Here is a 13,952-nt window from a genome sequence, read left to right as displayed (position 1 = left end):
TAATCCTTTGGTAGGGAAGGCTCTAGCGCAGGCCTAAGCGGCGTGCCAGGCGGCTGAGGTTGGCGCGGTCCAGGCCCAGTTCGCGGGCGGCGGCGGCCCAGTTGTCCTGGTGGCGCTGCAGGCAGGCATCGATCACCTGGCGCTGGTAGATGTCGACAGCTTCGCGCAAGCCACCTTCGGGCAATGATGGGTCTTCCAGTGGGGCTGGGACGGGCTCCTGTGCTACGGGCGTCACGGCGCGCAGGTCCAGATCATTGGCCTCCAGGGTGAGGATGCGTGGGCGGTCCGGGTGCTGGCCCATGGCTTTGAGGGCCGAGCGGCCGATCAGGTGTTCCAGTTCACGCACGTTGCCCGGCCAGTCGTAGGCCAGCAGCGCCGCCTGCGCTTGGCTGCTCAGACGCAGGCTGTTCAGGCCCAGGCGTGATCGGTTCTGTTCGAGGAAGTAACCGGCCAATAGCCACACGTCTCGCCCACGTTCGCGCAGTGGCGGGACATGCAGCGGGTACACGCTGAGGCGGTGGTAGAAGTCGGCGCGGTAGTTGCCGTTGCGCACTTCGGCGGCCAGGTCGCGGTTGGTGGCAGCGATCAGGCGCACGTCGACCCGGTGTTCACGGTCCGAACCCAAACGTTGCAGTTGCCCGCTTTGCAAAACCCGCAGCAGCTTGGCTTGCACGGTCAGCGGCAGTTCGCCCACCTCATCGAGAAACAGCGTACCGCCGTTGGCCAGCTCGAACTTGCCGCGCCGTTCGCCATGGGCGCCGGTGAAGGCTCCGCGCACGTGACCGAACAGCTCACTTTCCACCAGGGTGTCGGGCAGCGCGGCGCAATTGAGGCTGATCAACGGCTTGTCGGCACGGTTGCTGGCCCGGTGCAGGGCTTGGGCAACCAGCTCTTTGCCGACACCTGTTTCACCGGTGATCAATACCGTAAGTTCACTGCCGCCTACCAAGCGGATTTCTTCCATCAGACGCTTGTGGACCGGGCTCTGGCCGATCAGCTCCTTGTTCTGGTCACTGGCCTGGCGATAAACCTCGGCGCGTTGGTGCTCATCCTCGGCGCGCAGGGCTAGGTGTTCAATACGCTCGGCCACGGTCACGGTGGCGGCGGCCAGGCTAGCGAAGGCTTGCAGGGCATCCAACTCCAAGCTCTGGAACTGGCCTGGAGTCAAGGAGTCCAGGGTTACCAGACCCCACGGCCGTTCATCGACCATCAGCGGACAGCCCATGCAGTCGTGCACTTCAAGATCGATGTCGTGGGCGTTGACCAGACCGTCGTAAGGGTCGGGCAATTTGGAGTCGCTTGGAAAGCGTGTGGGCTCGGCGCGGCTGAGCAGGATCTGGAAGCGCGGGTGCTCGCTGACCTTGAAGCGCCGGCCCAGCGTGTCTGGCGACAACCCGTCGACCGCCAGCGGCACCAGCCATTCGCCGTCCAGGCGCAGCAGCGCGGCGGCGTCGCAAGGTAGCAGCCCACGCATGGCCTGCAACAGGCGGCGGTAGCGTTCCTGATCGGGCAGGTCGCGTGACAGGTCGCTGACCAGGGGCAGCAAGGCGGTGAGCAGCGGTTTGGCGAGCATTGGGCATCCAGGGTGTAGGGGTGGACCTAGTAAAAATGCCAGGTTACGGGGTTGTGAGTCTTGGATAGTGTTAAGGCACGGCCTGAGGTTCGAGAATTGTGCTGCGCTTCAGGCGTAGATGCCACATGCAGGTGCAGTGTGGGTCATTACCTTCCACAGAAGAAGCCAACTTATGAGCGCGGATCAGACAATCTACGAAATTTTAAAAAAATTCTATTCTGGGCGTGGCAATTTGCCTCAAGCCGACGGCTTGTATCCGCTGTTCATTGCTGACATGGATTCAGTCGGCCGCGAAAGCGAGGGTCTTGGGTGGAACGAACTCGGCGACTTTCAACGACACGTGCCGATGGTGGCTAGCCTTCCAGAGGTGATTCGCAAGGGTAATCTTGTCAGTTTGTTCTACACCACCACCAGGCCGGAGTCGCAGCCGCCAACCATGGATCCGGCAGAAGCTGCGATAGATGATTACGAACTCACCCAGGAAGTTATCGACAAGAGGGTCCTGAGTTTTGCGACTAACAGAAGCGCGCTGAACCTGCCAGAGGATATTTCCGATAGACCTGGCTATCCTGTCTACTTCTACTATTCGCTGGAGGATCTCGATAGCCAACACATCCGTTGGTCGCCCTATCGCGAGGTGCTGATCGACCTGGCAGTGCCGGGAGGGTTGATCGAAGATACGAACGAGCCGATCAATTCACACTTGGTCGCCCCTGTGGTGGTCATCGTCCACACGCAGCCCCCCACCGCGACACTGACCATCGAGCCTTGGAAGAATCAGCAGGAGGGTGACCAGGTCACGGTGATTTGGAACGGTGTGCTCTATCGGCATGAGCCCCGCCTTCAGGCAGGCGATATTGGCAAGCCATTCGTAATCGATGTACCCAACTATGTGCTAATTGCAGGGGGTGACGCCCTCGATCTTCCGGTGCAGTACGAAGTTCGTGATCGGGTTCAGAACTACTCATGGCCTTCGCTTCCTGCGTTTGTCGACGTTGCGATCAACCCGGATGCCCTGCCCGAGCCTGAAGTCCAGGATACCGAAGAGCCGGATTATGAGTTTGATCTGGATTCGCACAATGGGCAGACCGTCAGAGTCAGTACGCTCTATGATCCAGCGAAATTCCTGAAAGGTGACAAGATTCAACTGTTTATGGTCGCCACTACTTCCGATGGCGTCGAAGTACCCTACGTGTCCGAGGTCAAGACAGTCAACACGATCGCTAACTTGTACATCGATGTGCCCCGGGTGTATTTCGCTTTCGCGGCAAGTGGAGCGGCTCGTCTGTATTACACGTCCACGCCAGCAGCTACTAACAGTGCGACCAGAACCTCACGTACGCGGCGCGTCCGTGTCGTTAGCGCTTTTAACACGTTGCGTCCACCGGTCCTCGTCGAAGCTAATGCCGAAAAGATGAGCGTCGACCTCGGGGATGTGACCACAGGATTCTTCCAAGTGCGTATTCCGCTTTATCCAGGGCAGATGGCAGGCGATCATGTTCGCGTGACTTTGACCGGGCGGCCTGGCAACGGCTTGCCATTGGTTTCTTTTGTCGATGGCACTGTGGGTGGCGAGCTAACCGAACTGGTTGTACCCGTCACTGCCCTTCTGCTGCGTGCACTTCGGAATGGCACGCTTTCCATGGGTTACACGGTGACCAACACCGGTCTAAAACTTCCTCCCCGCACATCGATGAACGACCCGACCTACATTGTCGTGGATCGCAATGTGCCGGATTTCCCGGCGCTGACCTGCGCACAACTACAGGGTAGTGGCACCGGGGTATACCTGCCGACCGATACTAACTTTGCGGAATTTGTCGTACCTCAAGATGCAACGCTGAACCAGGGCGACCTTGTCACGTTCAGGTTTGGCATCGAGGGCAGCGAAACGCCACCTTCTGTCACTTGGACCGTTGTCTTCAGCGGCCATCCGCTCTCGTTCATCTTGAGCAATGCTCAAATTTTGCCCTTCGATGAGTTCGACGTGCAGGCAATCTATTCCACCCCGCGGCAGGCCGCTCTCGGCTGAATGATTGGGTCGTAATGACTAATATAAGTCAAAATGACACGATATGGGTCTGTGTCATTTTGACTTTTCTAGCCGTAGGTAGCTGTTTTATTTGAGTTTTCTGTTTGGCATGAAGATTGAAGATCAAGGAGCAACCATTCGAAGCCTCAGGCTCAGGAGTCGTTGCAATGCTCAATGCCGAACAACGTGCAATCATCAAAGCCACCGTCCCGTTGCTGGAAACCGGCGGCGAAACGCTGACCACGCATTTCTACAGGTTGATGCTCAGCGAGTATCCAGAGGTCCGGCCGCTGTTCAACCAGACCCACCAGGCCAGCGGTGATCAGCCGCGCGCACTGGCCAATGGCGTGCTGATGTATGCCCGGCACATCGATCAGTTGGAGCAGCTCGGTGGCTTGGTTGGCCAGATCATCAACAAGCATGTCGCCCTGCAGATCCTGCCGGAGCATTACCCGATCGTTGGCAGTTGCCTGCTGCGTGCCATCGAAGAAGTGCTAGGCAAGGAAATCGCTACTCCTGAAGTGATTTCAGCCTGGGGCGCGGCCTACGGGCAGCTGGCCGATATCCTCATCGGCGCCGAGGAAGGCCTTTATAAACAGAAGGAAGAGGCGGCGGGCGGCTGGCGCGGTACCCGTGAATTTCGCCTGGTGCGTCGCGAGCGTGAAAGCAGCGAAATCGTTTCCTTCTACTTTGCGCCGGTCGACGGCAAGCCAGTGCTCAAGGCCGAACCCGGCCAGTACATAGGCCTGCAACTGTTCATCGACGGTGCCGAGCACCGGCGCAACTATTCCTTGTCTGCGTTGTGCGATGGCAAGGAATACCGCATCAGCGTCAAGCGCGAGGAGGGTGGCAAGGTCTCCAGCTACCTGCATGACGCGTTCGTGGTTGGCGAGACGCTGCAACTGTTCCCGCCTTCTGGCGACTTCACCCTGGCCGCTGGCGACAAGCCGCTGGTTTTGATCAGTGGTGGTGTCGGCATCACCCCAACGCTGGCAATGCTCGAGGCGGCCCTTGAGACTCAGCGGCCGGTGCACTTCATCCACTGTGCACGCAATGGCGCGGTGCATGCCTTCCGTGACTGGGTGGATGGGCTGGCCGAGCGTCATCCGCAGCTCAAGCGGTTCTACTGCTATGCCGAGGAGGATGGTTCGCTCACTGCCGATGCGGTGGGGCTGTTAAGCCAGGACTTGCTGGGTGAGTGGATGCCGGGTGTGCGTGATGTGGATGCGTACTTCCTTGGGCCCAAGGGCTTCATGGCGGTGATCAAGCGCCACCTGAAAGGGCTGGGGGTTCCGGAGCAGCAGAGCCGGTACGAGTTCTTCGGGCCGGCGGCAGCGCTGGAATAACCCATGACTTGGTCTTCCTACCTTTATAGAAGGAAAAGTGAAAGGTGCCTCGGCACCTTTCACCTTTAATCGCCCTTTAATCACTGTATCCTTCACTCTCGGGTGTCGAGGGGCTCGCCCCTGCGCGGCACCCGGGCAGCCTCTTTTTTACCGGCCGACGTTGAACCCACGTCACTGCGGCCTGTCTGAAGCCCACTCCGGATAGCCCAGCGCCGTGCTGTCTCGCCGCTTCCTCGACACGCTGACGGCCCACCCTGCGTGTAGACTTGCGCCAGGCAAGCCAACCACGCTGCCCCCTATCCATCGAAGGAATCGGCAATGAACGAACAAACCTTGCGCCTGAATCGGGAACGGCGCTTTCTGGTACTGCTGGGGGTGATCTGCCTCGCCCTGATCGGCGGTGCCTTATATATGCAGGTAGTGCTCGGTGAGGCGCCATGCCCGCTGTGCATTCTGCAGCGCTATGCCTTGCTGTTTATCGCCATCTTCGCCTTCCTCGCGGCTGCCATGCCCGGGCGGCGCAGCCTGACCCTGTTCGAAGGGCTGGTGGTGCTCAGTGCGATAGGTGGAATCGTTGCGGCCGGCAACCATGTGTATATACTCGCCAACCCCATGGTCAGTTGCGGCATCGACACCCTGCAGCCGATCGTCGACGACCTGCCGCTGGCCAAGCTCTGGCCGCTGGCCTTCCAGGTCGATGGTTTCTGCAGCACGCCGTACCCGCCGATTCTCGGCTTGTCGCTTGCGCAATGGGCATTAGTGGCGTTCGTGCTGACCGCCATCCTGGTTCCGCTGGGTATCTACCGCAACCGGCGCCGACCTTAGACATAAGTCCCGAATTTGCTGTGGTCTTTTGCACCCACAGAGAGAAGGGAAAAGTCGCCTTCCGCTTGACTCAGATCAACCACAACGCCTTGCGTGACGCGGCTTTGAGGGCTATCAAGCGGGGTGCGACAAACTGTCGCGAAGTTGATTTATCGCCACCTATTGTTACGCATTCTGTAAAAGACTGTTGCTCAATAAGTCATAGTCAAGGGTTGGCGACCTCACTACAATCGCCCCCAATTTCCGTTCGGCACTGCTTGCGAGTCGCAGGATTGAAGGAAGCCTCAGCGCTTTCTTTTGCTGACTTCGTCAAGTTTCGCCCTACGGCGATACCGGGCGGATACCCCTCCGCGTTTTCCCGCACCAAATGGACTTGGTCTGAAGTACAGGCCTGTTGCCTACGAAACCATAAGCACCGCTAACACGCTTGAGCCAAGGTCCTGCAGTCGGGCCCCAGGCAGGAGCGTATTCGGGCGCCAATTGCCTCACTTGGCAGGACGAAGTGTTGGCTACCAAAACACAAATTGCATTGAAGCAAGCTGATCTAGAGGTCGTGAGATGAGTAAAAAGCGTTACCCCAGACTGTTTGGCATATTGCCCTTTTTAGGCATGCTTTTACTCAGTGGGTGCAACTGGACCCTGCTCGACCCGAAAGGTCAGGTCGGCATTGAGCAAAAGAACCTCATCCTCATCGCTACCGGCCTGATGCTGCTGGTGGTGATCCCGGTCATCATCATGACCGTGGCGTTCGCCTGGAAGTACCGTGCTTCCAACAAGGCTGCCACCTACACCCCCGACTGGTCGCACTCGACCAAGATCGAGGCCGCGGTGTGGATCATCCCGATCCTGATCATCATCGCCCTGGGCTACGTCACCTACAAGTCGACCCACAAGCTGGACCCATACCGTCCGCTGGATTCCGACGTCAAGCCGATCCAGATCGACGTGGTCGCGCTGGACTGGAAGTGGCTGTTCATCTACCCGGAGCAAGGCATCGCGACGGTCAACCAGATCAACTTCCCGGCTAACACCCCGGTCAACTTCCGCGTCACCTCCGACGCCGTGATGAACTCGTTCTTCATCCCGGGCCTGGGCGGCCAGATCTACGCGATGGCGGGCATGACCACCAAGCTGCACCTGATCGCCAACGAAAACGGCCAGTTTGACGGTATCAGCGCCAACTACAGCGGTGCTGGCTTCACCGGCATGAAGTTCAAGGCCAATGCGACCTCTCAGGAAGACTTCGACAAGTGGGTCGCCGAGGTCAAGCAGTCGCCATTGAAACTGGACAAGGCAACCTACGACGCCTTGGCCAAACCAAGCGAAAACAACCCAGTCGCGCTGTACAGCGAGGCCTCGCCTGACCAGTTCCAGATCATTGTCGACAAGTACGAAGGCATGAATCGCGGTCGTCCGAGCCACGAAGAAGCAGGCAGCAAAGATCTGGCCACAACCAAGGGTGTGGAATCGAGTATGCAACCAGCTGCCGGTGCAGAGGAGTAAGAGATGTTCGGTAAATTAAGCCTGGAGGCGATACCCTATCACGAGCCGATAGTCATGGTGACGCTTGCCATGATCGCGCTCGGTGGTATCGCTGTCGTCGGTCTTATCACCTATTTCCGCAAGTGGACCTACTTGTGGACCGAGTGGCTGACTACGGTCGACCACAAAAAGATCGGCGTGATGTACATCATCGTCGCGATGATCATGCTGCTGCGCGGCTTCGCCGACGCCATCATGATGCGTACCCAGCTGGCTGCCGCTACCGGTGGCTCCGAAGGCTACTTGCCGCCTGAACACTATGACCAGATCTTCACCGCTCACGGTGTGATCATGATCATCTTCATGGCGATGCCGTTCTTCACTGGCCTGATGAACCTGGCGGTTCCTCTGCAGATCGGTGCACGTGACGTTGCCTTCCCGTTCCTCAACTCCCTGAGCTTCTACCTGCTGCTGGCAGGCGTGCTGCTGGTCAACATCTCGCTGGGCGTCGGCGAATTCGCCAAGACCGGTTGGGTTGCCTATCCGCCGCTCGCGGGCATTCAGTACAGCCCTGGGGTGGGCGTTGACTACTACATCTGGGCGCTACAGCTATCCGGATTGGGTACGACGCTGACCGGTGTGAACTTCCTCGTCACCGTGATGAAGATGCGCGCACCTGGCATGAAACTGATGGACATGCCGATCTTCACCTGGACCTGCACCTGGGCCAACGTGCTGATCGTCGCTTCCTTCCCGATCCTGACCGCCGCACTCGCACTGCTGACTGTTGACCGTTATCTGGACTTCCACATTTTCACCAACGAGCTTGGTGGGAACCCGATGATGTACGTCAACCTGTTCTGGGCGTGGGGTCACCCTGAGGTTTACATCCTGATCCTGCCGGCCTTCGGCGTGTTCTCGGAAGTGACTTCGACCTTCTCCGGCAAGCGTCTGTTTGGCCACCACTCGATGATCTACGCATCGGGCGCCATCGCCATCCTGGGCTTCGCGGTCTGGCTGCACCACTTCTTCACCATGGGTGCCGGCGCCAGCGTCAACACCTTCTTCGGCCTGGCGACGATGCTGATCTCCATTCCGACCGGTGTGAAGCTGTTCAACTGGCTGTTCACCATGTACCAGGGCCGTGTGCGCTTCACCGCACCGATGATGTGGACCCTGGGCTTCATGATCACCTTCTCCATCGGTGGCATGACCGGCGTTCTGCTGGCTGTTCCAGGTGCTGACTTCGTTCTGCACAACAGCCTGTTCGTAATCGCTCACTTCCACAACGTGATCATCGGTGGTGCGGTGTTCGGCTACATTGCCGGCTTCGCCTTCTGGTTCCCGAAAGCCTTCGGTTTCACCCTGAACGAGAAGTGGGGCAAAGCTGCCTTCTGGTTCTGGATCTCGGGCTTCTACGTTGCGTTCATGCCGCTGTACGCCCTGGGCTTCATGGGCATGACCCGTCGTCTGAACCACTCCGACAACCCACTGTGGGAACCCTACCTGTACGTTGCCGTGGTCGGCGCCGTGCTGATCCTGTTCGGTATCGCTTGCCAGCTGATCCAGATCTACGTTTCGGTCCGCGACCGCAACCAGAACCTGGACGTGACCGGCGACCCATGGGGCGGTCGTACCCTGGAATGGTCGACTTCGTCGCCACCTCCGTTCTACAACTTCGCTCACATGCCTGAGAAAGTTGGCCTGGACTGCTGGCACGAAGCCAAGGAAGCAGGCGTTGCGTACAAGGCTCCAGCCAAGTACGAAGCCATCCACATGCCGAGCAACACCGCTACCGGCTTGTTCATGGGCCTGTTCCTGACCGTCTTCGGCTTCGCTTTCATCTGGCACATCTGGTGGCTGGTGGGCGCGAGCCTGGTTGCGACCATCGCAGTCTTCGTTCGCCACGCTGCGCGTGACGACCAGGGCTACATGGTTCCGGCCGAAGAAGTGGCGCGCATCGAAGGCGAGCGCATGAAAGCGCTGGCCAAAGCAGGTGCTCTGCCTGCCGGCGCACGTGTCGAATCGTTTGAGCGGGTGTAATCAATGTCCAGTCAAGTAATGCACGGTGCTGCTCATGGTCACGACCATGGGCATGACGACCACCACCACGACTCGGGCCAGATGACCGTACTCGGTTTCTGGCTGTACCTGATGACCGACTGCATCCTGTTTGCGTCGCTCTTCGCCACCTACGCGGTGCTGTCCGGCAGTTTTGCCGGCGGCCCGTCGGGTCACGACATCTTCCAGCTCGACTTCGTGCTGGTTGAAACCGCGTTCCTGCTGCTGTCCTCGATCACCTTCGGCTTCGCCATGCTGAAGATGTTCGACGGCAAGAAAGCAGGTGTACTGGGCTGGTTGGCTGTGACCTTCCTGTTCGGTGCTGGCTTCATCGCGATGGAAATCTATGAGTTCCATCACCTGATCGCCGAGGGCTTCGGCCCGCAGCGCAGTGGCTTCCTGTCGGGCTTCTTCGCCCTGGTAGGTACCCACGGTCTGCACGTGACCGCCGGCCTGATCTGGATGGCAATCATGATGTACCAGATCAACAAGCACGGCATCACGCCGACCGCCAAGACCCGCATGAGCTGCCTGAGCCTGTTCTGGCACTTCCTCGACGTGGTCTGGATCTGCGTATTCACCGTCGTCTACCTGCTGGGGGTTCTGTAATGGCTAACGCACACGACACTCATCACGAAGGTAACCACGGTAGCGTCAAGTCGTACATGATCGGCTTCGTACTGTCGATCATCCTGACCGCGATCCCGTTCGGCCTGGTGATGTTCCCTAGCTTCCCGAAGAACCTGACCGTTCTGATCGTGGTGGCGATGGCCGTCATCCAGGTGGTGGTACACCTGGTGTACTTCCTGCACATGGACCGCTCGAAAGAGCAGCGTTCCAACGTGTCGACGTTCCTGTTTACCGTACTGGTAATTGCACTGCTGGTCGGCCTGTCGCTGTGGATCATGTTCAGCATCCACTTCGAAATGATGGCCAAGTGAGGTAAGACTGCATGTCCGTAAAGCACTTTATCCAAATCACCAAACCGGGGATCATTTTCGGTAACGTGCTTTCCGTGGCAGGCGGATTCTTCCTTGCCGCGAAGGGCCATGTGGACTTCGCCCTGTTCCTGGCGGTGGTGGTGGGTACTTCCCTGGTGGTGGCGTCCGGTTGCGTGTTCAACAACTGCATCGACCGCGACATCGACATCAAGATGGAACGCACCAAGAACCGCGTCATGGTCCAGGGCGGCATGTCGCTGACCCTCGCGCTGGTCTACGCCACCCTGCTCGGGGTGGCCGGCTTCAGCTTGCTGTATGTCCAGGCCAACCCGCTGTCGGCGTTCTGCGCACTCATCGGGTTCATCGTCTACGTCGGTTTCTACAGCCTCTGGCTGAAGCGCAAATCGGTGCACGGCACTTTGGTTGGCAGCCTTTCCGGTGCCATGCCTCCGGTGATCGGCTACTGCGCCGTGAGCAACAGCTTCGACCTGGCCGCAGTGACCCTGCTGGTGATGTTCAGCCTGTGGCAGATGCCGCACAGCTTTGCCATCGCGATCTTCCGCTTCAAGGATTACAGCGCTGCCAACATTCCGGTCCTGCCGGTGGCGCGCGGGATCCTCGCGGCGAAGAAGCAGATCGTGCTGTACGTGCTGGCCTTCGTGCTCGCCACGTTGATGCTCACCCTCGGCGGTTACGCCGGCCTCGGCTACATGGCCGTGGCAGCAGCCATGGGCCTGTATTGGCTGTACATGGCCTGGGGTGGCTACAAGGCCGAGGACGACAGCAAGTGGGCCCGCAAGGTGTTCGGCTTCTCCATTCTCACCGTCACTGCGCTGAGCGTGATGATGTCGGTGGACAGCCAGACGGCTGCGGACGTGCTGATGACCTACGCGCGCTGATACAGTCGCTCGCAATACCCAAAACCCTGGCCTTGGTGCCAGGGTTTTTTTATGGGCGTTAGTCAGTGCCGGCCTCTTCGCGGGGCAAGCCCGCTCCCACAGGGACCGCACTAATTTCAGGGCTGTATTAACACCTGTGGGAGCGGGCTTGCCCCGCGAAGAGGCCGGCATTGCAAATGAAAATCTATTGGATTCAAACAATAAGCCTGAAAAGTTATAGCTATTCAGGAAATTATCCTTTACATCGACAGCATATCGGCACTATCTTCTGAATCAGGCCGCCGCAGCGGCCAGCGTCGCTCGGACGGTTCCGGGCGCTTACGTCTTGTAGAGGAAACCATGGCCAACCAAGGTTCGCCGCGCCGCTTCGCGCGCATCGATCGTCTCCCCCCGTATGTGTTCAACATCACCGCCGAACTCAAGATGGCTGCCCGCCGCCGTGGCGAGGACATCATCGACCTGAGCATGGGCAACCCCGACGGTGCCACACCGCCGCACATCGTCGAGAAGCTGGTGCAGGTCGCCCAGCGTGAAGACACCCATGGCTACTCGACCTCACGCGGCATCCCGCGCCTGCGTCGCGCCATCTCCAATTGGTACAAGGACCGCTACGAGGTCGACATCGACCCGGAAAGCGAAGCCATCGTCACCATCGGCTCCAAAGAGGGCCTGGCGCACCTGATGCTCGGCACACTCGACCATGGCGACACCGTGCTGGTGCCCAACCCGAGCTACCCGATTCACATCTACGGCGCGGTCATCGCCGGGGCCCAGGTGCGTTCAGTGCCGCTGGTGCCGGGTGTGGACTTCTTCAACGAACTCGAACGGGCGATCCGCGAATCGATACCCAAGCCGAAGATGATGATCCTCGGCTTCCCGTCCAACCCTACCGCCCAGTGCGTAGAGCTGGACTTCTTCGAGCGCGTTGTGGCCCTGGCCAAGCAGTACGACGTGCTGGTGGTGCACGACCTGGCCTACGCCGATATCGTCTACGACGGCTGGAAGGCGCCGTCGATCATGCAGGTGCCGGGCGCCAAGGACATCGCGGTGGAATTCTTCACCTTGTCCAAGAGCTACAACATGGCCGGTTGGCGGATCGGCTTCATGGTTGGCAACCCTGAGCTGGTGAGTGCCCTGGCGCGGATCAAGAGCTACCACGACTACGGCACCTTCACCCCGCTGCAGGTGGCGGCCATCGCTGCGCTGGAAGGCGACCAGCAGTGCGTACGCGACATCGCCGAGCAGTATCGCCAGCGCCGCAACCTGCTGGTCAAAGGGCTGCATGAGTTGGGCTGGATGGTCGAAAACCCGAAGGCTTCGATGTATGTGTGGGCAAAAATCCCAGAGCAGTACGCGCACCTGGGCTCGTTGGAGTTTGCCAAGAAGTTGTTGGCTGAAGCCAAGGTCTGCGTCTCGCCGGGCATCGGTTTTGGTGACTACGGCGACGACCATGTGCGTTTCGCGCTGATCGAGAACCAGGACCGCATTCGTCAGGCCATTCGCGGCATTCGCCAGATGTTCCGAACCGACGGCTTGGCCCGCACGTAAACGAGATCTAGCCAAGCAAGCCGTAGGCAGTGCCTGCGGCTTTTTTTATGGAATGGCAGTGGCCCATTTTCAGGGGGTCTATTTCCGCATGCCTGGCATGAAGGCTCAATGGCTAACTTGCGCATCACTTCCATGAGGAGTAGCGCAGATGAGTGTTTCACCATCTATTTTTGCGGTACCGGCTCTAACCGCTTCGATCAGTTCAACCCCAGATATTGGAACGGCGAGTTGATCTCCACACTGGCTGGCAACGATCAGGGGCGTGAGTTCGTCGACTGGATCGCAGTCGACGGCCCAGCTAGCGGCAACCTTCAGGCCGACCAGTTGTTCGTCCGGCCCGGCCGTCATCACCATACCACCGGCAAATTGTTGGGGCGTGGCTGGGATGAGAATGTTGCCCATGCGCTGCAGGTCATCAAAGGCCAAGCCATCTGGCAAAGGGAGAAGCTTGACAAGAGCGAGTACAACAGGCTGAAAGCAGCAGGGGTACCCATTCCTGATGCGACAGCCAGACGCTTGCGTTCCGACGATTACGGCAGGCGCAAGGTGACGCCGCAGGCTCTTCAGCAGCAGATGATCAAGCAGTTCCGCGCAACGCGACCGTTAACTTCGGTCAATCTGGTGGGCTGGAGCCGGGGCGGCATTAGTTGCCATATGCTGGCCAATGCCATGGCCGAAGACGAACAGCTCAGGGACATTGCGGTCAACATCTTCGCGGTCGACCCGGTCCCTGGCGTTCTCAATGTTCAGAAAAAGCGGGTGAAGCTGGCAGGCAACGTGAAAAATTATGTGGGGTTTTTTGCACGTGACGAACGTTCCTACGGTTTCGCCGCTGTAATACCAGTCACGGCGCCCAACACTGAGGTATACCTTTATCCAATGTCAGGGCGGCACGCCACCTTGGTAGGCAATGCAACGCTCTATGGGGTAGAGGGAAACAGGACGCTGGTCGAACCTGGCTTGGTCGTCCGCCATTCGGCCGAGGTATTTCTCACTCATTGGGGGACGAAACTTGCCAAAACGCTGAACCTCAGCGACAGGGCGTTGGCTGTTTACATGGAGGCGATCAAGGCCGATGACCACAAGTATCGCGGCATGCGTAAAAAGTCCTATACCTTGATCAGGGAAGGTAGTAGCAGCGAGCGCTTGATGCATTATGGTATGAAGAGGATCGAGTTTAGTCATATGCTGGATCACCGCCTGCCGCTGGTCCTGAACCTGTCGCGCCGACATCGCTAAACAGGC

The 13,952-nt window shown here is 58.9% G+C and carries 11 protein-coding genes; 10 read left to right on the top strand and 1 reads right to left on the bottom strand.

From position 1 onward, the window contains the following. Positions 1 to 22: 22 nt before the first annotated feature. Positions 23 to 1,573, bottom strand: coding sequence for a nitric oxide reductase transcriptional regulator NorR (gene norR / locus ACIPZF_RS08400; RefSeq protein WP_400797589.1), 1,551 nt, complete (start codon positions 1,571 to 1,573; stop codon positions 23 to 25). Between the two features lie 172 nt (positions 1,574 to 1,745). On the opposite strand from norR, the gene ACIPZF_RS08395 reads away from it, so the two are divergent. From ACIPZF_RS08395 to ACIPZF_RS08350, 10 genes are all read left to right on the top strand, one after another. Continuing rightward, a complete protein-coding gene (locus tag ACIPZF_RS08395) occupies positions 1,746 to 3,605 on the top strand; it encodes a hypothetical protein (protein WP_400797586.1) in 1,860 nt (619 codons plus the stop codon). Positions 3,606 to 3,772: 167 nt separating this feature from the next. Continuing rightward, positions 3,773 to 4,951, top strand: coding sequence for an NO-inducible flavohemoprotein (gene hmpA / locus ACIPZF_RS08390; protein ID WP_400797583.1), 1,179 nt, complete (start codon positions 3,773 to 3,775; stop codon positions 4,949 to 4,951). A 318-nt stretch (positions 4,952 to 5,269) separates the two neighbouring features. Then, a complete protein-coding gene (locus ACIPZF_RS08385) occupies positions 5,270 to 5,776 on the top strand; it encodes a disulfide bond formation protein B (RefSeq protein WP_400797581.1) in 507 nt (168 codons plus the stop codon). A gap of 558 nt (positions 5,777 to 6,334) precedes the next feature. Next, positions 6,335 to 7,279: a ubiquinol oxidase subunit II gene (gene cyoA, locus ACIPZF_RS08380; protein ID WP_400797578.1), complete on the top strand. Its 945-nt coding sequence runs from the start codon at positions 6,335 to 6,337 to the stop codon at positions 7,277 to 7,279. Between the two features lie 3 nt (positions 7,280 to 7,282). Further along, on the top strand, positions 7,283 to 9,301 hold the full coding sequence (gene cyoB, locus ACIPZF_RS08375; RefSeq protein ID WP_400797575.1) for a cytochrome o ubiquinol oxidase subunit I: 2,019 nt from the start codon (positions 7,283 to 7,285) through the stop codon (positions 9,299 to 9,301). A 3-nt stretch (positions 9,302 to 9,304) separates the two neighbouring features. Further along, positions 9,305 to 9,928 carry a cytochrome o ubiquinol oxidase subunit III gene (gene cyoC, locus ACIPZF_RS08370; protein WP_008093824.1) on the top strand — a complete coding sequence of 208 codons (624 nt, stop codon included), beginning with the start codon at positions 9,305 to 9,307 and terminating at the stop codon, positions 9,926 to 9,928. Beyond that, positions 9,928 to 10,260, top strand: a complete 333-nt coding sequence (cyoD, locus tag ACIPZF_RS08365) for a cytochrome o ubiquinol oxidase subunit IV (RefSeq protein WP_400797572.1) — start codon at positions 9,928 to 9,930, stop codon at positions 10,258 to 10,260. Before cyoC ends, cyoD begins: the two co-directional genes overlap by 1 nt. Positions 10,261 to 10,271: 11 nt before the next feature. Further along, a complete protein-coding gene (cyoE, locus tag ACIPZF_RS08360) occupies positions 10,272 to 11,159 on the top strand; it encodes a heme o synthase (RefSeq protein ID WP_400797569.1) in 888 nt (295 codons plus the stop codon). A gap of 339 nt (positions 11,160 to 11,498) precedes the next feature. Continuing rightward, positions 11,499 to 12,707 carry an alanine transaminase gene (alaC, locus tag ACIPZF_RS08355; protein ID WP_400797567.1) on the top strand — a complete coding sequence of 403 codons (1,209 nt, stop codon included), beginning with the start codon at positions 11,499 to 11,501 and terminating at the stop codon, positions 12,705 to 12,707. A 108-nt stretch (positions 12,708 to 12,815) separates the two neighbouring features. After that, a complete protein-coding gene (locus tag ACIPZF_RS08350; protein ID WP_400797564.1) occupies positions 12,816 to 13,946 on the top strand; it encodes a hypothetical protein in 1,131 nt (376 codons plus the stop codon). The last annotated feature ends 6 nt before the right edge of the window (positions 13,947 to 13,952 follow it).

The organism is Pseudomonas sp. NPDC089752, assembly GCF_044748725.1.
Lineage (GTDB): Bacteria > Pseudomonadota > Gammaproteobacteria > Pseudomonadales > Pseudomonadaceae > Aquipseudomonas.
The sequence above is the reverse complement of the archived record's forward strand: the minus strand, read 5'-3'. Positions and strand labels throughout refer to the sequence as shown.